This window comes from Caballeronia sp. LZ001, assembly GCF_031450875.1.
Classification (GTDB): domain Bacteria; phylum Pseudomonadota; class Gammaproteobacteria; order Burkholderiales; family Burkholderiaceae; genus Caballeronia.
This window is the reverse complement of the sequence record NZ_JARTVX010000003.1, coordinates 396,056-415,598: the sequence shown is the minus strand read 5'-3', so window position 1 is coordinate 415,598 and position 19,543 is coordinate 396,056. Positions and strand designations below refer to the sequence as shown.

At 62.1% G+C, this 19,543-nt stretch carries 18 protein-coding genes and 1 tRNA gene; 5 read left to right on the top strand and 14 right to left on the bottom strand.

The features are described from left to right. Positions 1–43: 43 nt before the first annotated feature. A complete protein-coding gene (locus P9292_RS06320; RefSeq protein ID WP_309958364.1) occupies positions 44–1,492 on the bottom strand; it encodes a PLP-dependent aminotransferase family protein in 1,449 nt (482 codons plus the stop codon). A gap of 105 nt (positions 1,493–1,597) precedes the next feature. On the opposite strand from P9292_RS06320, the gene P9292_RS06315 reads away from it, so the two are divergent. After that, positions 1,598–2,344: an NAD(P)H-binding protein gene (locus P9292_RS06315; protein WP_309848152.1), complete on the top strand. Its 747-nt coding sequence runs from the start codon at positions 1,598–1,600 to the stop codon at positions 2,342–2,344. Position 2,345: 1 nt separating this feature from the next. On the opposite strand, the gene P9292_RS06310 is transcribed toward P9292_RS06315, so the two are convergent. Continuing rightward, entirely contained in the window at positions 2,346–3,464 is a 1,119-nt protein-coding gene (locus P9292_RS06310) for a porin (RefSeq protein WP_255784700.1), read from the bottom strand. A gap of 151 nt (positions 3,465–3,615) precedes the next feature. Here P9292_RS06310 and P9292_RS06305 point away from each other — a divergent pair, with 151 nt between their 5' ends. Then, positions 3,616–4,059, top strand: a complete 444-nt coding sequence (locus P9292_RS06305) for a hypothetical protein (protein ID WP_309958363.1) — start codon at positions 3,616–3,618, stop codon at positions 4,057–4,059. 268 nt (positions 4,060–4,327) lie between these two features. Next, positions 4,328–6,358 carry a glycosyl hydrolase family 28 protein gene (locus P9292_RS06300; RefSeq protein ID WP_309958362.1) on the top strand — a complete coding sequence of 677 codons (2,031 nt, stop codon included), beginning with the start codon at positions 4,328–4,330 and terminating at the stop codon, positions 6,356–6,358. Between the two features lie 76 nt (positions 6,359–6,434). Here the strand turns inward: P9292_RS06300 and P9292_RS06295 are convergent, their stop codons facing one another. The 5 genes from P9292_RS06295 to P9292_RS06275 form a co-directional block, all read right to left on the bottom strand. Beyond that, complete coding sequence (locus P9292_RS06295; protein ID WP_250527952.1) at positions 6,435–7,706, bottom strand: hypothetical protein; 1,272 nt, start codon at positions 7,704–7,706, stop codon at positions 6,435–6,437. A 166-nt stretch (positions 7,707–7,872) separates the two neighbouring features. Continuing rightward, on the bottom strand, positions 7,873–8,403 hold the full coding sequence (locus tag P9292_RS06290) for a hypothetical protein (RefSeq protein WP_244830059.1): 531 nt from the start codon (positions 8,401–8,403) through the stop codon (positions 7,873–7,875). A gap of 24 nt (positions 8,404–8,427) precedes the next feature. Beyond that, complete coding sequence (locus tag P9292_RS06285) at positions 8,428–9,366, bottom strand: CsgG/HfaB family protein (RefSeq protein ID WP_244830057.1); 939 nt, start codon at positions 9,364–9,366, stop codon at positions 8,428–8,430. 14 nt (positions 9,367–9,380) lie between these two features. Continuing rightward, on the bottom strand, positions 9,381–9,821 hold the full coding sequence (locus tag P9292_RS06280) for a curli assembly protein CsgF (RefSeq protein WP_250468527.1): 441 nt from the start codon (positions 9,819–9,821) through the stop codon (positions 9,381–9,383). A 33-nt stretch (positions 9,822–9,854) separates the two neighbouring features. Beyond that, positions 9,855–10,535: a CsgE family curli-type amyloid fiber assembly protein gene (locus P9292_RS06275; RefSeq protein ID WP_284507839.1), complete on the bottom strand. Its 681-nt coding sequence runs from the start codon at positions 10,533–10,535 to the stop codon at positions 9,855–9,857. A gap of 289 nt (positions 10,536–10,824) precedes the next feature. Between P9292_RS06275 and P9292_RS06270 the strand changes: the two genes are divergently transcribed. Further along, a complete protein-coding gene (locus P9292_RS06270) occupies positions 10,825–11,025 on the top strand; it encodes a hypothetical protein (RefSeq protein WP_309958361.1) in 201 nt (66 codons plus the stop codon). Between the two features lie 39 nt (positions 11,026–11,064). On the opposite strand, the gene P9292_RS06265 is transcribed toward P9292_RS06270, so the two are convergent. The 4 genes from P9292_RS06265 to P9292_RS06250 all read right to left on the bottom strand — a co-directional run bounded on the left by P9292_RS06265 (position 11,065) and on the right by P9292_RS06250 (position 14,284). Further along, positions 11,065–11,412, bottom strand: coding sequence for a ribbon-helix-helix domain-containing protein (locus P9292_RS06265; RefSeq protein ID WP_309958360.1), 348 nt, complete (start codon positions 11,410–11,412; stop codon positions 11,065–11,067). 99 nt (positions 11,413–11,511) lie between these two features. Beyond that, a complete protein-coding gene (locus P9292_RS06260; protein ID WP_309958359.1) occupies positions 11,512–13,095 on the bottom strand; it encodes a GMC family oxidoreductase in 1,584 nt (527 codons plus the stop codon). 81 nt (positions 13,096–13,176) lie between these two features. Next, positions 13,177–13,824, bottom strand: coding sequence for a twin-arginine translocation signal domain-containing protein (locus P9292_RS06255; protein ID WP_309958358.1), 648 nt, complete (start codon positions 13,822–13,824; stop codon positions 13,177–13,179). Between the two features lie 61 nt (positions 13,825–13,885). Further along, positions 13,886–14,284, bottom strand: coding sequence for a VOC family protein (locus P9292_RS06250; RefSeq protein WP_309958357.1), 399 nt, complete (start codon positions 14,282–14,284; stop codon positions 13,886–13,888). Between the two features lie 180 nt (positions 14,285–14,464). Between P9292_RS06250 and P9292_RS06245 the strand changes: the two genes are divergently transcribed. Continuing rightward, positions 14,465–14,541 (top strand) — tRNA-Val (locus P9292_RS06245). A gap of 77 nt (positions 14,542–14,618) precedes the next feature. Here P9292_RS06245 and P9292_RS06240 read toward each other — a convergent pair. The 3 genes from P9292_RS06240 to P9292_RS06230 form a co-directional block, all read right to left on the bottom strand. Beyond that, complete coding sequence (locus tag P9292_RS06240; protein WP_244830044.1) at positions 14,619–14,837, bottom strand: hypothetical protein; 219 nt, start codon at positions 14,835–14,837, stop codon at positions 14,619–14,621. Between the two features lie 89 nt (positions 14,838–14,926). Beyond that, positions 14,927–17,161: an EAL domain-containing protein gene (locus P9292_RS06235; protein WP_250494175.1), complete on the bottom strand. Its 2,235-nt coding sequence runs from the start codon at positions 17,159–17,161 to the stop codon at positions 14,927–14,929. A 141-nt stretch (positions 17,162–17,302) separates the two neighbouring features. Further along, positions 17,303–19,420 (bottom strand): hybrid sensor histidine kinase/response regulator, encoded by a 2,118-nt coding sequence (locus P9292_RS06230; protein WP_250527957.1) that lies wholly within the window; start codon positions 19,418–19,420, stop codon positions 17,303–17,305. Between the last annotated feature and the right edge of the window lie 123 nt (positions 19,421–19,543).

Genomic DNA, 19,543 nt, shown 5'->3' with positions numbered 1-19,543 from the left:
TAATCGCGCTCTAATCGCGCTTTAATCGCGCTTTAATCGCGCTTTAGCCATCGAACGCGCGCCTCAGCATGCGCGCAAGACGCGACGCTTCCGCTGCGGTGCCGACATTGGCAAAGCCGAGCACGAGGCCACTCAACGTGCGCTTCGTGCGTTTGCCCAGATACCACGCTGATAAACCGATCACCGCGAACCCTGCCTCGCGGGCGCGCGCGGCGACAGCGAGATCATCCACGGGACCGTCGCGGCCCGCATTGAAGATGGCCACCAGATGCATGCCGCCAGCGGGCAACTCCACGCTCAGCCTCGCCCCGAACGCCTGCACGAGCGCATCGGCAAGCAAGGTGCGACGCTCGTCGTACAACGCACGCATGCGCTTGAGATGCCGCGCGAAATGCCCTTGCGCGATGAAGTCCGCCACGGCCGCCTGCAATAGATACGGCGAGCCCGCATTGGTGCTCCTCGTCAATTGCCCGAAGCGCGCGACGGCCCGCTCCGGCACCACCACATACGAAAGCCGCAAGCCCGGAAACAGCACCTTGCTGAAGGTGCCGCAATAAATCACGCGATCATCCCGGTCGAGGCTCTTCAACGCCGGCAACGGACGCCCGACGTAGCGAAACTCGCTGTCGTAATCATCTTCCACGATCCAGCTTCCCGCGCGATTCGCCCAGTCGAGCAGCTTCATGCGCCGCGCGAGCGAAAGCGTGACGCCAAGCGGACTCTGATGCGACGGCGTGACGAACGCAAAGCGCGCATCCGGCGCGAGCGCCACGCCGCGTTCGACATCGAGACCTTCGTCATCGACCCGGACCGGCACGAGCCGCAGTCCCGCTTCGATGAGAAAGTTACGCGCGAGCAGATAGCCCGGTTCCTCGAACCACGCGCTGTCGCCCGGTCGAGCGAGGCCGCGCAAGATGAGTTCGAGCGTCGCGCGATAGCCGTTGGTCACGAACACCTGTTCCGGCGAGCATTCCACACCGCGCGACAAGCCGACATACGTTGCAATGTGCTCGCGCAACGGTCCATAGCCCGCTGGTTCCGGATAGGTGAGCGCGGCGACATCGCCGCTTCTCGCGCGATACGCCACGAGCCTGCTCCAGACCTTGCGCGGAAAGGCATCGAGCGCGGGCAGGCCGGGGCGTAGCGGCTTCGCGTCGTTGCCGATGTCATCCGCACGCGGAGGCTGCGCGGGCGCAAGCGCGCGGTCACGGCTCTTGCGCGATCGCGCGGCGGTCGCCGACGGAGGCAACGACGACGATACGAACGTACCCGCCGCGCCGCGCATGTGCAGATAGCCTTCGTTGACGAGGATGCTGTAGGCCAACTCCACCGTGCCGCGCGCGGTGTTGAGCTGCGTCGCCAAGCCTCGCAAGGCGGGCACGCGGTCGCCGGGCCGCAAATGCCCCGCCGCGATAGCCGACTTGAATCGCTCGCAAATCTGCAGATAGATCGGCAATTCCTCGCGCCGGTCGATTTCCATGTTCCACGCCATGACGCGTCCTATGGCCTAGTCAATCTTGAGAATCTTGTCCCTTCTGGGTGAGCCATCATTCTTGCACAATGGCTTCAACCATTCATCTACTTGAAGAGGCTGGACATGAAGATTGTCGTTATTGGCGGAACGGGGCTCATCGGTGCGAAGGCAGTCGCCATTCTGCGCGCACAGGGTCACGATGTACTGGCCGCATCGTCGCGCAGCGGTGTGAATGCCGTCACGGGCGAAGGCTTGAAGGAAGCGTTGACGGGCGCGCATACGGTCATCGACGTAACGAACGCGCCTTCATGGGCGCCCGATGACGTGATGGCGTTCTTCCGCACGTCGACCATGAACCTGATCGAAGCCGGACACGCCGCTGGCGTGAAACATCATGTGGCGTTGTCGATTGTCGGCACGGATCGCATGCCGGACAACGGCTATTTTCGCGCAAAGGACGAGCAGGAAAAGCTGGTTCGCGAATCGGGTTTGCCTTACACCATCGTGCGCGCGACGCAGTTCTTCGAGTTTCTGCAAGGCATCGCCGATGTCTGTACGAGCGATGACCAAACGCGTCTCTCGCCGCATCGATTTCAGCCGATTGCAGCGGACGACGTGGCCGCCATCGTCGCGGATATCGCGCTGACCGCGCCGCTGAATGGCGTGCTCGATATAGCTGGACCGGAGCGCGCGCCCATGAACGAATTGATATCGCGCTATCTTCAGGCGGTGAGTGACACGCGCGATGTCGTCGTCGATACAAACGCCACGTACTTCGGCGGCACGCTCGAAGAAAATTCGCTCGTGCCGCTCGCCGATGCGCGTCTGGGTCGCACGCGTCTTGCAGACTGGTTGCGCCGCGAAGCCTGAATCAGAAGATGTGCATCAGGCCGACATACGCACCCGTTTGCGATTCTCCCGCGAGCGGGCTCGTGCTGGGCGTCGTGTCGCGCGGCGTGGCGAACACCGAAAACGTGCCGTTCGCGCTGTTGCGCACGTAGGCTACCGTGCCATAGACGAACGTGCGCTTGGTGAAGTTGTAGGTCGTGCCGAGCGCATAGAGCGTCGCGTGACTGGCTGGATCGTGCGCCGTATCGCCCGTGCCGTCGCCCACGTGAATGTAAAAGCCCGCGGCCGTCACGGCCCATTGCGGCGTCCACTGGTAAGTCGCGCCGAGCCAGTAGTGATCGGCGCTATCCGCCACGCCTGCGGGCGAATCCGGCGCGGCGTAGTGCGTGTACGCGGCCTGCAGCTTGAACTTGTCGACCTTCACGTTTGCACCGACAAAGTATTCGCGCGACGCCTGGAAGATGTTGTCGAGCCGGCCATCCACGCTGCGCAGTTCATCGTAGATGCCGCGCACGTCGAGCATCGACGAATGATAGGTAAGCATGATGCCGTCCGAGCGGCCGAACTCGCCCGTCGCGCCCTTGTTGAACGCGCCCGGCTGATTGCCGAACGCATACTGCCCCTGCACGTCGAGGCCATGAAACACCGGGCTGTGATATTCGACGTTATTGCTGCTTTGCTGCCAGTTGCGTCCTCTCACGAGCGATGCCGACGACACCGCCTGCTGCACGAAGGGATCGAATTCCCAGACGCCGTCGCTATCGATGAAAAGATTACGGCCGGCCTGCAATTGCCCCCACTCTTTCGAAGTCAGCCCCACATAAGCGCGTCGCGACCACATGCGTCCGCCGCCCGTTGTGCCGTTCATGATCTGCAAGGCGGTTTCGAGCGTGAAGATGGCCGACGTGCCGCCGCCCAGATTTTCGATACCTTTCAGCCCGAACATGCTCGTGCCCCAGTCGCCGCCTTCGGCGCTCCAGCGCGAGGACGTGCCGCCTTGACCGTTCGCCACGTGGTTCAGATATTCGATGCCGCCATCGAGACGGCCATACATGGTGACCGTGGATTGCGCATACGCGCCCGACGCAAAACCTGTCGATAAGAACAGGATACTTGCCGCTTTGATCAAACGATGTCTCATGATGTGTTGCACTCCTTTGACTGGCGCAATCTTATTGACGGAAGTATCTCCGGCAGCAACATAGCACCAACTCGCGAAGTCTTCACGAATGACGGCGATGGAACATGTTAAGCATACAATCGCGTCTCTCACCGACTCGAAGCCTCGCCGCATGATCAAGCCTAAACAACGCGACGCCGAACGCACGAAAGCGGCCTTGCTCGAAGCCGCCGCCGAAGCGCTCGCGCAAATCTGCGCCTTCACGTTCGATTATTACGTGAGCCATCCGAGCTTCGTGCGGCTCGTGGCAAGCGAGAACATAGAAGGCGGCGCATTCCTCGCGAAATCGGGCGTGGTGCGCGAAAGCAATCAGGGCATCATTCGCCTGCTCGACGCCATCCTCGAACGCGGCCGCGAGCAAGGCGTATTTCGCCGCGATGTCAGCGCGAAGGACGTGCACATGACCATCAGCAGCCTGGCTTTTTTCTGCATCGCGAATCAGCACACCTTCGGCACGCTGTTCGATATCGACATGAAAGCCGAAGCGTTTCTCGTGGCCAAGCGCGCGCAGATCGTGGATATCGTCGACCGGTTTTTGATGCCTTCTAGCAGTTGACGGGGTCTTCTCCGTACCCGCCAGCCAGGACGCGCTTACGTTGAAACCGATTCAACCGGCGATTTCGAAGACAGATTCGCCGGCGATTCTTATGTTTTTCTTATAAATGGCTTAAGGGACAAACCCAAGTATCTCTCTTGATTCGGATCGCTAAGATTCTCCTCGAAGTTGTACGACCACATGAGAAGATTGCGCCGCCTTATCGGATGACATCAGGCAGCGTTCTCCCTCGGATGACGTATTCAAACAACGAGGCTTTGACCCAAGCATGAGAAATTGCATCCACAGCAGTTCAAAGAGAGAAACCAAGAGCAGTCCGTCGCGGATCGCGGCCGCGTGGCTTTTATCGGTTACGACGGCTTTCGCGCTCGGCGCTTGCGGCGGCTCTTCGTCCACGCCGACAAACGCGGCGGTCGAGAATAACGGCGAAGCACCGGCTGCTTCGGCGGCTTCAGCGGCTTCAGCGGCTTCAGCGGCTTCGTCCGCTGCGCCTGCATCGGCAGCTATTCCTGCATCGACCGCTACACCGGCGCCAACCGCCTCCGACGCCACGCCTGCGCAAACCGCGTCCGATGCCGCGCCCGCCAGTGACTCGGCCGTCGTCACGCCGCCCGCAGGCTTCAAGGTCGGCACGACGCTCTACGACGCCGCATTGCCGCCCGAACCGTCGTTGCCCACCGCCGCGCAAGTCTGCAAGGAACTGCCCGCCACGCTCTCCGCGCTGCCAAACGGCCTCCTGCCCGATAGCGCCGACGCCACCGACACTGCGCCCGACACCGCGCGCATCCAGGCCGCGCTCAACGACTGCGCGAACAAGTCGAGCACGAGTCTCGCGACCAACAAGGCCGTGCATCTGATGGCCGGATCGGGCGGCGCGAACGCGTTTCTCGCAGGCGCGCTGACCATGCCGACCGGCATCACCTTATGGATCGATCAGGGCGTCACGCTCTTCGCGTCGCGCGACCCGCGTCAGTACGACAAGACCAAGGGGACGGCGAGTTGCGGCGTCATCACCGCGAGCGACAACGGCTGTCTCGCGCTCATCAACGCGAGCAAGGTCGCCAATGTCGCGGTGATGGGCGACGGTGTCATCGACGGGCGCGGCGGCAGTCCCCTCGTGAGCAGCGTGCCGAACGACCCGAATCTGCTCAAACGCCCCGACGGCACCGCCATGAGCTGGTGGGACATCGGCTGGAAGGCCAACAAGGTGCTGAATCAGGCGCAGAACAATCCGCGCCTCGTCCAGATCAGCAACGGGCGCAATTTCACGTTGTACCGCGTGACGTTGCAGAATGCGCCGAAGTTCCATGTGGTGCCGAGCGGCATCGACGGCTTCACGGCATGGGCCGTCAAGATCTACACGCCGACGGCCGCCTATGAAGCCATGACGAACTATCTCGGCATGCCGTATAGCCCCGCCACGGCGAAGAACACCGACGGCATCGATCCCGGCAGTTCGGGCGTCATCACGAGCAATGCGGGCAATCCCGGCAGGCTCGCGGGGGACGCGAGCAACATCCTGATCGTCTATTCGTTCATCCGCACCGGCGACGACAACATGGCGATCAAGGGCGGCACGGGCACGGTCAACGGCCGGACCTATAACCTCACCGTTGCGCATAGTCACTTCTACGAAGGCCACGGCATGTCGATCGGCAGCGAAACCGCTGGCACCGACAACGGCGCGGCCAATCCGGATGTCGTCGCGGTGAACGGCGTCTTGCCGAGCGTGAGCAACGTCAATGTCTACGATCTCGCGATCGACGGCGCGGACAACGGCCTGCGCATCAAGTCGGACTGGAGCCGCAGCGGACTGATCTCGAACATTCGCTATTCGAACATTTGCATCCGCACGCCTTCGTCGTCGCCGGACGGCAACCCGCAGGCACTCATCTTCTCGCCGTATTACAGCGCGACGAAGAATGGCGGCCTTTATCCGAACATGCAGGGCATCGCGCTCGATGGCGTGCGTATCGTGAATGCATCGAGCTATACGTTCCAGGGCTTCAATTCGGCAAGTCCCATCATGCAAGGCTCCGGATGGTCCGGCGGCACGGCGGGTGTGCCGAATCCGCCGGTCGTGAATCCGCTCGTGATTTCGCTCAACAACGTTATCGCGGATATGGCGCCGGCTGGCTTCGCCGTGTCGGATGCGCTTATTGCCATTGGCGCGGATGGAACGAATCTGCCCTTTCAGACCGCCGGCAGCGTAACGGTCACGCGTTCGACCAACACGGGCACGTCAGGCCCGGTCGATTGCAGCGCCGCCTTCGTGCCTTTCCCGGGGCAAGGCGCGTAACGCAATAAGACACGCAAATAAAAAACGGGCGGCTCCCGCATGAGCCGCCCGCAAGGTACTGCAAGAACCGCGATGCTTACTTCTGTGCGATGGTCGCCTTGTTGCCCGTGCCCGTTTGCGTCACGACAGCCGTGTTGCCGTAGCCAGCTTGCGTCACCGATGCGTTGTTGCCCAGGCCAATCTGCGTGATCACGCCGACGTTGTTGGCGCCCGTTTGCGACGAGGTCGCGACGTTGCCGAAGCCCGCTTGCGTCAGCAGCAAGTCTTCATACGAGCCCGACTGCGAAGCCTTCGCCGTGTTCAGATCGCCGATTTGCGACGACACGATGTTCGATTCACCCGCACTGTCCTGCGTCAGATCGGCCTTGTTCGACGAGCCGAGTTGCAGCGAGCTTGCCGTGTTGCCGCCGCCGAAGCGCTGTGCAACCGAAGCCGTGTTGTTGCTGCCGGTCTGGACGACGGTCGCGTGGTCGTTCGAAGCGTACAGTTGATCGACGTAAGCGGTGTTGAACGCGGCGCCCGACTGAACGATGTTGGTCGTCTCGTTTTGCGCGTTGATCTGATGCACGCTTGCAAGGTTCGGCAAGCTGGCGCCGCTCTGGTCGATGGTCGTGTGGTTGTTGCCACCGTTGGTCGACGAGACGTTGGCGATTTCCGCGCCGTTCTGCGTGATCTTGACCGTGTCGGCGTATTCGTTGTTTTGCTGAACCGACGTGTCGGTCACGCCGCCCGTTTGCGTCACGGTCGTGTCGTTGTAGCCGCCGCCCGTGGTTTGCACCACGGCCTTGCCGTGGTCACGGTCTTGCGAAATCTTCACCGTGTTGCCGATCGTGGCCGACTGCGTCACGGTGGCTTCGCCGCCGTCGATCTTGCCAAGCGTCGAACCTTGATTGATGGTGACGGTGTTCGAGCCGCCGCCCGTTTGTGAGATCGTCGACTTGCTGTTGGCGCCGTATTGGTTGACGGTGTCCTTGTCTTGCGACGCGTTGGTTTGCGTTACGTTGGCCGTCGAGTTCGTGCCGTTCTGCGAGATGCGGGTGGTTTCGCTGTGTGCGCCGTCTTGCGTGACCGTCGCGCCGAGCTTCGAGTTCGCTGCGCCGCTCAGTTGCTTGATGTCCGTGTCGTTGTTCGAGCCGTTCGACGACGTGACAGTAGCTTGCGCGTTGTTCGCGCTTTGCAGAACATTGACCGTGTCGTTGCTCGATGCCGTCTGCGTCACGGTAGCCGTGTTGCCGGCGCCGATCTGCGTCACGAAGGCTTTTTCGCCTACCGACGAGTTGTCGGCGAAAGCTGCCGTCGATGCCAGTGCTGCCAGACCCATAGCGATGATAGATGCCTTGACTTTCATTTTTATGCCTCGTTGATTTGATATTTTGAGTACTTCGATTAGTCACCCTAACGGCTGACGGCCCCTACCGTCAGCCGGCACGACTCCACCTACTCTCCTGCATCACACCTTACTGCTTTACCGCGGTCTCCTCTCACCCTGGCACTCGACCATGGCGTTCAGGCACCTACTTCATGAGGACCGAAGCCCTCGCGCCGCCCGTCTGCGTCACAGACACGCCTGCGCCGTTGCGGCTTTGCAGGATGGAAACCTCGTTGCCGGCGCCGTACTGCGTCACCTGCGAAGACATCGAGGAACCGATCTGCGTGACCGCTGCTGCATTACCGCTGCCGCTCTGCACCGTGACCGAGCGGTTGTTCGTTCCGGCCTGATAACCGGCGTACTGGTTGCCGCTGCCCGACTGCGAAAGCGCCGTCCAGTTGTCGTTGCCTGCCTGCGCCGTCGCGGCGGCGTTCGCCACGCCCGCCTGATTGGCGAGCAGCACGTTCTGTCCTGCCTGCACGCCGACGATGCGATTGCCCGCGCCCGCCTGATTGACACGCGCCGTCTGCCCGCCGAAGCCCGGCTCCGAAGGACCGAAGTCCGAGATCGGCGAGAGGTCCGCCGCGAACACCGCGAGCGATGCACTCACGACCGCGCCGCACGCCGCGAGCAGCGCGATTTTCGGGGCGCGTGTCAAGGAACGCATTGACTTCATTTCAGTCTCCTCCATCAATGTGCCTTAACTCTTGGCCGCCGATGCGCTCGGCGGATCGATCTTCTCGGGGCTATACGCGGGATTGATCTGCTCCATCGTCGCGGCATAGCCCTGGTTTTCCTGCAAGTAGCGCTGCATGGTCGGGTCATACCAGTCCTTCGTGTCCTTGAGCGACCACGACTGATTGGCCACGCCTTGCACGATCAGATGCACGAGCGCCGATTCGATCGCTTCGTTCACGCACAACTGTTGCGGCTCGTTGCGCGTCATGCCGAGTTCGGCCTGCAACAGATCCTTGAAGCCGATGAAGCGGTACACGCCCGTATCGACCTGAATCGAATAGATGGTCTTGGTGGTCGAGACGCTGTTGAGAATGGTGCCGTTGCGAATATCCACGGCACGCAGGTTCACCGTCACCTGATCCACGCGATACTGCTGCGACGCCGAAATCCCCAGATACGCGACGCCCGCGCCGCCCGTGCGAATGTTCGAGTCGTAGCCGACGATGCCGCCTTCCAGCACGATGCTCGCCGGCGCCAGCGACCCTATCTGCGGAATCGCGCGGTTCTTGTCGTCGGGCGTTTCGAGCGCCCGCATGATCTTGCGTTCGGTGAGCAGGTCCTGGAGATTCTCGCGTTCGACCGGCGTGAACCAGCCCGAATCGCGCATGGCTTTCACGAGGAACGACGCGCCGCCTTGCGTCACTTGCGAGGAAAACGAACTGTCCGGCGACGGCTTGTATTGGCCCGTCAGATCGCGAAAGCCATACACGGCCGCGACGATGCGTCCTTTAGGCGGCGGCAGATGCGTGAGATCGCGGGTCACGCGCGTCGGCGGCGTGAGGGTTGCGTTTCCCGCCGAGGGCATCGGCGCGGTCACGCAACCGGTGAGCAGCATCGAGCCGATGACGGCGGCGCCGAGCGCGGCGCGCATCGCGGAAAATTTGAAGTTGTTCTTATTCATGACGATGTTCGAGCTCACTGTCCGTTGCCAACGACGAAGGTCGTCGATGCGCCCGTGGTCTTGTCCGTGGTCGTCACTTGCAGATTGCCGCCCGTGACTTGCGTGATCGCAATCGAGAAATTGCCCGTGTTGATCGTGCCCGGATGCAAGGTGCCGTCGGTGCCGACGATCGAGCTCGAAATCGACGATGCGACGCGCGACAGGATCGCCTGCTGCAGTTGCGTGTTGAACTGGTCGAGCGTGGACTGGCTGCTCGTGCCGAGATCCGACAGCGACGGGTCCTTGTACTTGTTTTGAGCGTTCGCTTCGTTGAGCAGGTTCGTGCCGTTCAGCGGATTGCCGCCGAAGTTCGGATTGACCGGTTCATAGACGAGCGAGGTGGCGTGTGCGGCGGCGAGCGTCGTCGAGAGCGCGCAGGCGAGCATCGCGCGTTTTGCGGGCGCAGTGATCTTCATCGTGAATCCCCGTGATTGGCCGTGTTGCTTTTTTTAGAGTTCGTCCGTCGCCATGTCGGCGTCGCGGAACAAGAGGCGCGATATGTCGGCCTGCATGACGTTCTGAAACGCGATCTGCGCCGCGTTTTCCGCCACCGGCTTCACATTGGAGCGAGCGATCGGCAGGAACGCCTGGAACACGCGGCGTTGCCCGAACTCGACCCACACGAGGCTGCCGTAGCGCGCCGAGGGCCGCTCGTGCACCGAGACGATGTAGCGCTCGGAGAGGGGAATCGCGCCCCATGCCTGCGCGAACCAGTTGTAGAAGTCCTGGCCGGCGAGCGTCACGGTGTCGGTGGTGACGACGCCGCCGAGCGCATCGTCGAGCGGCTTCTGACCGTTGACGTCGGCGCCGCGGGCACGCGGGGTATCGGCGAGGGTATCGCCCTTGTCGAGCGATGACGAACCGTTCACCGTGCCGCGCGAGCTGAGAGGCGCGCCATTGGCGGCGGGCAGCGCGGTGCCGCGGTTCAGCGGGCTGGGCGTCGGCGTGCTCGGCAGCGAAATGAGCGGCTGAGCTTGCGCCGAGGTCGTCACATGCGTGGCGATGGCTGGCGCTTCCGCGTCCTGCGCGTGAGCGCCCGTGATACTTCCCCAAAACGTGATGCACACTGCGGTCGTTCGCCGGAGGGTTTTGAAACCCTTCTCGAGCGAATTGTTTTTATCTCGCTGCATGACTTCCCCGTATGCCTCTGGCCGCTATGGTGCTGCCTTGAAGCGTTTGTTTTTATTCGTAAGACGGAACCGATTCTGATCGAGACGCGACGGCTTTTATGTTGTTGTCGCCACATTCGACTGAGGAAATTCGCAAGAAATGAAAACGTGTTGGAAAGGCCACTCAAAGCCAGTTGAAAATCACTGTAAAGAAACGTTTGCCGATGCCGTTAATCGGTGCAGAGCGTGCCGAATTAGGGTTTTCCACAGGCAGCGCCGCTGACAGAATTGATTGCGACAAGAGATAACGATGGTTTTCAGCTACAGAGATATGTTGGTCACGCCGGCAGCAGTCCGGCATGGAGATGCGTTTGCCGCAATGGCGCGCGTTCAGGACGTGGACGGCCGCGAGCGCTCGGTGCAACTGCCAGGGGAATTCGATTGCGTGGAAGAAGCGATCAGGTTTGCGATCGCTTCGGGGTTCGAGTATATCGATGGGACTTGTAATTGAAGGGTTCAGCGCTGTCTGGACTGGCGGCGGCGCTAGCCGCTACCGCGCCTTCAACACCCTCAACCCCGAATCATTCAACGCATTGCCCACGCGCGCTTCGCTTTCGGCTGGCGCCTTCTTCGCTTCGCTAATCGACAGATACCGCAGGCAGCACACGCGCAAGAACGAGGCGAAGTTGGTTGGCATCTCGCCACGCAATGCGATCAACTCGTCGTAGAGCTTCACCGCGAACTGACTCGTCGTCAGATTTTCGCGCTCCGCGATTTCCTGCAGCACATCCCAGAACAGATTCTCCAGCCTGACCGTGGTGATCACTCCGTGAATGCGCAGCGAGCGCGTGCGCGATTCATACAGAATCGGATCGGCGTTGATATAGACCCCGCACATGAGAAAGCCCTCCCGTGATTGCCGGTCAACCCTACTCCCGGGCGACTCGTCCAGCAATCGAGTCGGACCCGGAAGCACGGCAGGCATTAGTGCATCCATTTAGACGCGGCGCGCGTTCATCTGTGCCGCGATGTAATCCGCCTGCCGGATCGCGAGCGTCACGATGGTGAGCGTCGGATTTTCCGCCGCCCCCGTCGTGAACTGGCTGCCGTCGGAGATATACAGGTTTGCAACCTCGTGGGTCTGGCCATGCTTGTTGCACACGCCGTCCTCGGCGCGCGCGCTCATGCGGGCCGTGCCGAGATTGTGCGTCGATGGATACGGCGGCACGCGATACGTCATCTTCGCGCCGGCCGCCTCGTACACGGCGCTGCCCTGCTTGTAGGCATGCTCGCGCATTGCTTGGTCGTTCGGATGATCGTCGAAATGGACGTTCGCCACCGGCTGGCCGTATTGATCCTTCACGTCCGAATTGAGCGTCACGCGATTCGTCTCGCGCGGCATGTCCTCGCCGACGATCCACATGCCGGCTGTGTAAGCGTACTGATCCATGGTCTGCGCGAAGCTCGGACCCCACGCGCCCGGATCCACGAAAGCAGCATAAAACGGCAGACCGAGCGACACCGTTTCCAGATGGTAGCCACCCGCGAAACCGCGCTTGGGATCGAACACGGCTTCATCCTCGATGATGCCCGCCATCGTCGTGCCCTTGAACATCTCGACCTTGTCTTCGAACACGCCGTAGACCGAACCCGTCGTGTGGCGCATATAGTTGCGGCCCACCTGTCCCGAGCCGTTCGCGAGCCCGTCCGGAAACTTGCTCGATTGCGAGTTCAGCAAGAGGCGCGGCGTCTCGATGGAATTGCCCGCCACCGCGACGACGCGCGCTTTCTGACGTTGCAGCTTGCCGCTCGCGTCGTAGTAGACGACGCCGCTCGCCTTGCCGCGCGCATCGTGTTCAATGCGCACCACGTGCGCCTGCGTGCGCAACTCCATGTGCCCCGTGGCCTGCGCGCGCGGCAGTTCGGTATAGAGCGTCGACCACTTCGCGCCCATGCGGCAGCCTTGAAAGCAGAAGCCACGCTGGAAGCAATGCGCGCGGTCGTCGCGCACGGTGCTGTTGATCGCCATGTGGCCGGTGTTGCATTCCTTGTATCCGACCTTCTCCGCGCCCGCCGACATCACCTTGAAGTTGTTGTTGCCGGGCAGTCCGGGGAAACCGTTGGTGCGCGTGACACCCAGCTTCTTCTCTGCGCGGTCGTAGTACGGGTTCAGCTCGTCGCGCGTGACGGGCCAGTCGAGCAGGTTCGCGTCCTTGATATCGCCATACGTGGACTTCGCCTTGAACTCCCACGGCTGGATGCGCAGGCTCGCGCCCGCCCAGTGCACGGTGGTGCCGCCCACCGTCTTGCAGATCCATGCGGGCAGATTCGGGAAGTCCTTCGCCACGCGCCACGACCCGGACGTCGTGCGCTTGTCGAGCCACGACAGCATTTGGAACGCGTTCCATTCCTCCGTCGCAAAATCGCTTTGCGTATGCGAGCCGCCCGCTTCCAACACCACCACGTCGATCCCTTTCTGCGCAAGTTCGTTGGCGAGCGTCCCGCCGCCCGCGCCCGAACCGATGATGACGACCACGTGGTCGTCGCTCTGCTTGAACTGCACCTTGTTGCCTGCGTACATGTCTGTCTCCGCTGTGTCCGCTGTATCGCGAGAGTCGGCGCTGCTGCCTGCTCGCCCGATGTCGTTTCGATCCGCGCGCAATCAGCCGTCTTTCGGAATCGGTCCGCTTGCGGCGACCGGCGGGTCCGGCAGCCATGACAGATTGTTGAAGCCCTGATAGAGATAGCCTCCGTCTCCCTTCGATGCCCCATAGCCGAAGTGCGCATACGCCATCGCGTTGCTGTAGAGCGAGACGACCGCGGTGCTGCGAATGGTTTCGAAGAACGGTGTGCCGGCAAGCGCCGCGACATCCTTTGCCTGGTCCGCTGCGGCGCGTTTGGTCCAGTCGGAACCGGCGCCGGCATCGAGCTTGCCGATGCCATCGGCGAGTTGTTGACGCACGGCCGGATCGGCCTTGGCCTTCGCGTCGAGGTCTTTGACGACGAGCGCATACACGGCGTTGTCCAGCGTGGGATGCGGAAACACCTGGCGCGTGAACGCAAGCAACACTTCTCCCTGATGCGTGTCGAACCCTTGCAGTTCGAGCGCCCACACGCGGCTTGGCGCCAGGCTCGCGAACACCGAGGTCACGGCGAGCGTGCCGACCAGCACGCCCGAACCGCGCAGGAATTCGCGTCGTGTCAACGCAATTTTAGGTGGCGCGGCTTGCGCTTCAGAGTGCCGCACGCCCGCCTCGATGACGTCGCCCGCCCGCCGCGGCGCGACGATCGGAATGATCGTGTCTCGCATGTCTATCTCCTTGTGGGGTACTGCAACAGCTTATTTATGTGTATGCGCTGCTCGAATCGTGTTACTGATAATGGCCGTGCCGCTCCAGCACTTCGATCTTGTATCCGTCCGGGTCCTGAATGAAGAAGTAACGGGCGATGAGCGCGCCGTCGTCGTCGCGGAATTCGCGCAGGCCGTTGGGCGTCATGCCCAGTTCGATGAGACGCTCACGCTCGGCCTTGGCATCCGCGACACTCACGGCGACGTGTCCGTAGCCATCGCCATGGGTGTAGGGCTCGGCGCGTCCCTTGTTCCACGTAAGTTCGATTTCAGCGTCGGTTTCGTCGTTACGCAAATAGACGAGCGTGAAGTCCGGGAAGTCCAGCCGGTGCGCCGTCTCGAGATTCAGCGCGTTCTGGTAAAAGCGCAGCGAGCGGTCGAGGTCCTGCACACGAATCATCGTGTGGATCAGCTTTGACATGGCGTCTCCTCCTTGTGACGGAAGTTTAGGGAGACGCTTGGGGTCAAGGTAATGCCCGGCTAAATAGCCGACTCGGGACTTGCCCTGAGAGGCGAATTGAAAGCCTGCCGCGCCGCCGCAAAAATTTTTGCGTGCGCTCTTGTGCATTGCGATGCCGCTCTCTATAATCCGCCGCTCCACAGGCTCGTAGCTCAGTTGGTTAGAGCACCACCTTGACATGGTGGGGGTCGTTGGTTCGAATCCAATCGAGCCTACCAACGAATGCATTGCATCAAGAAAAAAACGCCGCGTATAAGAACGCGGCGTTTTTTTTCGTCGATCAGATCGAGTGTTTTCAGTCCCAGCAGTTACGGAACGCGACAGCGGCGATCACCGGCACGGTGAGAACGAGCGGAATGGCGAAGTAAGGCACTTCCAAATCCACGACCCAGCTATAGATCAGCCAGCCGATACCCACGCCAAGCGTGCCGATGCCAACGAGCGCGGTCAGCACGTTGAGCATGACGGGAGACATCCGCTTCTTGGGCGTTTCCTTGGTCGATGGAGTTTCCATGATGGCGGCAGGCGCATTCGAACGCGCGACAGATAAACAAGTCGATTGTATACCCGCCTGCGAGCCGTGCCGACAAGCAGGCCGCAGCGTCAGCCCGCTGCCAGCCGCTGCACTTTCGTGACTGTCTTGAGCAGCGAGTCGAGCGGGACCGGCCGGCTCAGCAAATAGCCCTGCACCTTGTCGCAACCCGCCTCGCGCAGACAGTCCAGCTGCTCTGCCGTTTCCACGCCTTCCGCGACGACCGTCACACCGAGCTTATGCGCGAGCTCGATCACGCCTTCCACCACGATGCGCATCATCTCGTCGGTGGCGATGTTATCGACGAAAGACTTGTCGAGCTTCAGCACGTCGGGCCTGAAACGCGTCAGATAGTTGAGACTGGAATAGCCGGTGCCGAAATCGTCGATGGCAATCCGCACGCCCATCTCGCGCACTTTCGACAGCACGTCCTGTGCATCGTCGACGTTTTCGATCAGCGCCGACTCCGTGATTTCCAGCGTGACGTTGTTCGGGTCGATACAGCATCGCTTGATCGCGTGCCTAAGCACGGAGACGAGACGCGGATCGCGAAACTGTTTCGGCGATACGTTCACCGCCATCGAATGCACGGCGGGCATTGCATGCGAGAGTCGGGACGCCGCCTGCACGGCTTCGCGAATGATCCAGTGCCCCGCTTCGACGATCAAGCCGCTCTCTTCGAGCATCGGCACGAACGCGCCCGGACCGAGCAGACCGAGCAGCGGATGATTCCAGCGCAACAGCGCTTCCACGCCCACGAGCGTGCCGGAATCCACGCGATATTGCGGCTGAAAATGCAGCAGGAACTGGTTCTGGCGAATCGCGTTCAACAGTTCGGATTCGAGATGCGCACGCGCCAGTTCGTCCTTCTCGCGCTCGCCGAACACGCGGAACGTGTTGCGGCCCGCGCGTTTGGCCGCGTACATGGCCATGTCGGCGCTGATGAAGAGCGACTCGGGCGAACTGCCGTGCTCGGGAAAGAGCGCCACGCCGATCGAACAGGTCATCGCGATGCTCTTGCAATCCATCGCTATCGGGCGATGACACGCAATGGCAAGCCGTCGGCACGCCCGCGCGATTTGTTCGTGATCGAACGCGCCCGGCAGGATCACGGTGAACTCGTCGCCGCCCGGCCGCGCGACGATTGCATCGGGCGGCAGCGCTTCCTGAATGCGCGAGGCCAGGGCTTTGAGCACGGTGTCGCCGGCGGTGTGGCCGGCGGTGTCGTTGATGGACTTGAAGCGGTCGATATCGACGAAGAGATAAGCGAACGGCTCGCCCGATGCGCAGCGCGCGTCGAGCGCCTCGACAATCGCGTTGCGATTATGAAGACCCGTGAGGCTGTCGATGTTCGCCAGGCGATGCAATTGCTGAAGCCGGTTGCGCTCCTCGGTGGCATCGACGCAAACGCTCACCACGCGCGACACCGCGCCGTCTTCGCTGACGGGATAGATATCCGCGCGAACCCAGCGCGTGCGTTCCTCCGGCAAGCGCAAACGGAAATAGCTTTGCGCGGGCATGGCCGTGTTGACGGCGGCGCGCATCTGCGTGCGCAGCCCGGCGATATCCTCGGGATGCACGCGCTGCGACCATGCGGTCTCGTCCGCTTCGAGCGCGGACACGGGCATTTCCCACATGCGCTCGAATGCCGAACTCACATGCAGCAGTTCGCGGAAGTCGTGGCTCGCGGTCCAGAACACGGCATCGACGTGATCTTCCATGTCTTTCTGCACGCGCGCCTTGCCCCGCAATTCGTCGATGAGCGTGCGCTCCGCCGTGATGTCGCGCGACTTGCAAAGTACCGCTATCAGCTTGCCGAACTCGCCGTAGACCGGCGCGAAAGTGGAAGTCCACCAGCGCAGATTGCCGCGCATGGTGCAGCACGCGCCGGTAAAGGACGTGGATTCGCCGGCCTTGGCGCGTTCGAAAGCGCGGCGCGCGTCGGGGCCGTCCCAGAGCGCGAGCCAGTCGATGCCGACGACATCGTCGGCGGCGCGCGCTTCAATCAGGCGCTGGCCGACTTCGGAGATGCAGACGACCTTGCCTTCCGGACTCAAAAGCTTGATGCAGTCGTCCGCGATGGAGAGAAGACCATTCGAGAGCTGACGCGCGACGAAGGTTTGCCGGTGCGCGCGCTGCATCTGCTGGATCACGACGACCGCCGCGATGGCGATGGCCGCCAGCAGCAGGTTCCACGGCAGCGGAATGAAAGGCGTCACCGCGGCGACCAGCAAGACGCCGAAGAACGCGGCTCCGAAGCCGTCCAGGCGCCGTGTGCATTCGACATAGTGAGATTCGCCGGCCACGCTTTCGCCGATGATCCCGAGAAAATCAGACGCTCTGCCCTGCACCTTCGACCCCGTCCGCTGTTGCTGTTGCTTTTGGTTTATCTTACTGATGCATAACGGCGGGATCGGTAAATACTTTAGATGGAATGGAAAGCGCGCTCACTCGCGTTTCAACACCGACGCAATTTCCTTCGCCAGTTGCTCCGCCCGATAAGGCTTGTTCAGCAGCGTCACGTTGGGTCGCAGCACGCCGTCGCGCGAGATGATGTCGCGGGTATAGCCGGACGCGTAGATCACCGGCACCGGCTGCGGCTGGGCGAACGCCCATTCGGCGAGATCGGCACATTTCACCTTGCCCGGCATCACCACGTCGGTCAGGATCACGTCCACGCCGATGCCGCTTTCCAGCACGCTCATCGCCGCGTCGCCGCTTGCGGCCTTGAGCACGGTGTAATGCATGGCTTCGAGAATCGCGACCGTCGAGGAGAGCACGGCGACGTCATCGTCGACGACGAGCACGGTTGCGCTGCCCGTGTGCGTGGGAATGCTGCCCGCTTCGGCCGACGAGGTCTCGTCGTCGTAACTGCGCGGAAAGTAGATCTCCACCGTCGTGCCGACATCCACCGTGCTCGACACATGGATATGGCCGCCCGACTGCTTGACGAAGCCGAACACCATCGACAAGCCGAGCCCCGTGCCGTGTCCTTCCGGCTTGGTGGTGAAGAACGGCTCGAAGGCGCGTTCGAGGACATCGGGCGGCATGCCGGTGCCCGTATCGGATACGGAAAGACGCACGTACTCGCCGGGACGCAGGTCGTTGCCCTCACACGCGGCGTGATCCAGCGACTCGTTCGAACACGTGAGCGTGAGCCGGCCATCGCCGCTAATGGCGTCGCGCGCGTTGATCGCGAGATTGAGGAGCGCGTTCTCCAACTGATTGCGGTCGACGCAGAAATTCCACGCCTGTTCCGGCAACGCGGCGCCGATCACCACCGACGCGCCCACCGCGTGCTGCAGAAGTTCGCGCAACTCGGCAAAAAGCCGCTGCGGATTGATGACCACCGGCGAGAGCGGCTGCCGCCGCGCGAACGACAGCAGTTGCGAGGCGAGCGTCGCGCCGCGCTGCACGGCGTCCAGCGCAGCCTGAACGCGTTCGGGCACGCGCGGGTCGGTCGGCGGCAGATACTGCATCAATTGCAAATTTCCGCTGATGGCCTGCAGCGTGTTGTTGAAGTCGTGCGCGACGCCGCCCGTCATCGCGCCGAGCGCTTCCATTTTCAGGCTTTGGCGCAATTGCGCCTCGACCGCGGTGCGCGCCGCCACGGCTTCGGAAATCTTGTCTTCGAGACCGCGCGTCAGCTCCTTGAGGCTTTCTTCGGCGATCTTGCGGTCGTTGATATCGACGATCACGCCGGGAAACCGCTGCGGCGCTCCGGCTTCGTCGTATTCGCAGCGGCCGGACGCGAGAATCCAGATCCAGCCCTCGTCCGGCGTGCGGATGCGATATTCGGCGCGATACGGCGCGCCATCGCGCAAGGTCGCGGCGATCAGCGAAGTCACGCGTCCGCGGTCGTCCGGATGGATGATCTCGAGCGCCGCCTCGATCGGCAAGCCGGTTTCCACTTCCTGAAGCGAGAAGAGGAAAGTGCGCGCGAAACGTTCGTCGCCCTTCACGCGGTTTTGCGTGATTTCCCATACGAAGGTGCCGCGCACGGCGCCCGAATTCAACGCGAGTTGCAGCCGCTCGTTGGTTCCGCGAAACGCCGCTTCGGCCGCACTGCGATTGCGTTCGAGCAGCACGCGCTCGGTCGTCTCGACGACGACTGCAAGCACGCCCACCGGCACGCCTTCATCCGATGCAACCGGGCTGTAGTGCAGATCGAGCCATGTTTCGACGGGATCGTGCTCGCGCGCCAGCACGAAGCGCGTGTCGCGGTAAGTCAGCGACTCGCCGCGCATGCCCGAATCGATCACGTTACGGTTGAAATCCGCCGCCTCGGGCCATGCCTTCTCGATAGCCATGCCGAGGATGCCCGGATGCCGCACACCCGAGAACTTCGCATAGGCTTCGTTGTAGACGAGCGTGCCTTCGTCGCCCCAAAGCAGGGCCATCGGCAATGCGTTGGGCAGCATGACCTGCACGACCGACCGCAAGACCGGCGGCCAGTCGTTGATCGGGCCCAACGGCGTTTTGCGCCAGTCGAAATCGCGTATGAAGCGCGCCGTTTCGCCGACCCATGAATCGAGTTGAGGGCGACCGAAAAAAGTCGAATCCAAATCGGGGAATCCTTTTCCTTTGAACGATGCGCGAAGGGCGCGCACCAATCCGACAGAGTAAAGCTAATTCGCGGCGCGCGAAATGTCGGAGTAGCGTGTTCGCAAGGGGGATGCCTGGTCTTC

What these genes read in the sequence shown, in the direction of transcription:
- P9292_RS06320 (WP_309958364.1), bottom strand. Translation starts at nt 1,492, where the DNA reads ATGGCGTGGAACATGGAAATCGACCGGCGCGAGGAATTGCCGATCTAT.
- P9292_RS06315 (WP_309848152.1), top strand. Translation starts at nt 1,598, where the DNA reads ATGAAGATTGTCGTTATTGGCGGAACGGGGCTCATCGGTGCGAAGGCA.
- P9292_RS06310 (WP_255784700.1), bottom strand. Translation starts at nt 3,464, where the DNA reads ATGAGACATCGTTTGATCAAAGCGGCAAGTATCCTGTTCTTATCGACA.
- P9292_RS06305 (WP_309958363.1), top strand. Translation starts at nt 3,616, where the DNA reads ATGATCAAGCCTAAACAACGCGACGCCGAACGCACGAAAGCGGCCTTG.
- P9292_RS06300 (WP_309958362.1), top strand. Translation starts at nt 4,328, where the DNA reads ATGAGAAATTGCATCCACAGCAGTTCAAAGAGAGAAACCAAGAGCAGT.
- P9292_RS06295 (WP_250527952.1), bottom strand. Translation starts at nt 7,706, where the DNA reads ATGAAAGTCAAGGCATCTATCATCGCTATGGGTCTGGCAGCACTGGCA.
- P9292_RS06290 (WP_244830059.1), bottom strand. Translation starts at nt 8,403, where the DNA reads ATGAAGTCAATGCGTTCCTTGACACGCGCCCCGAAAATCGCGCTGCTC.
- P9292_RS06285 (WP_244830057.1), bottom strand. Translation starts at nt 9,366, where the DNA reads ATGAATAAGAACAACTTCAAATTTTCCGCGATGCGCGCCGCGCTCGGC.
- P9292_RS06280 (WP_250468527.1), bottom strand. Translation starts at nt 9,821, where the DNA reads ATGAAGATCACTGCGCCCGCAAAACGCGCGATGCTCGCCTGCGCGCTC.
- P9292_RS06275 (WP_284507839.1), bottom strand. Translation starts at nt 10,535, where the DNA reads ATGCAGCGAGATAAAAACAATTCGCTCGAGAAGGGTTTCAAAACCCTC.
- P9292_RS06270 (WP_309958361.1), top strand. Translation starts at nt 10,825, where the DNA reads ATGGTTTTCAGCTACAGAGATATGTTGGTCACGCCGGCAGCAGTCCGG.
- P9292_RS06265 (WP_309958360.1), bottom strand. Translation starts at nt 11,412, where the DNA reads ATGTGCGGGGTCTATATCAACGCCGATCCGATTCTGTATGAATCGCGC.
- P9292_RS06260 (WP_309958359.1), bottom strand. Translation starts at nt 13,095, where the DNA reads ATGTACGCAGGCAACAAGGTGCAGTTCAAGCAGAGCGACGACCACGTG.
- P9292_RS06255 (WP_309958358.1), bottom strand. Translation starts at nt 13,824, where the DNA reads ATGCGAGACACGATCATTCCGATCGTCGCGCCGCGGCGGGCGGGCGAC.
- P9292_RS06250 (WP_309958357.1), bottom strand. Translation starts at nt 14,284, where the DNA reads ATGTCAAAGCTGATCCACACGATGATTCGTGTGCAGGACCTCGACCGC.
- P9292_RS06240 (WP_244830044.1), bottom strand. Translation starts at nt 14,837, where the DNA reads ATGGAAACTCCATCGACCAAGGAAACGCCCAAGAAGCGGATGTCTCCC.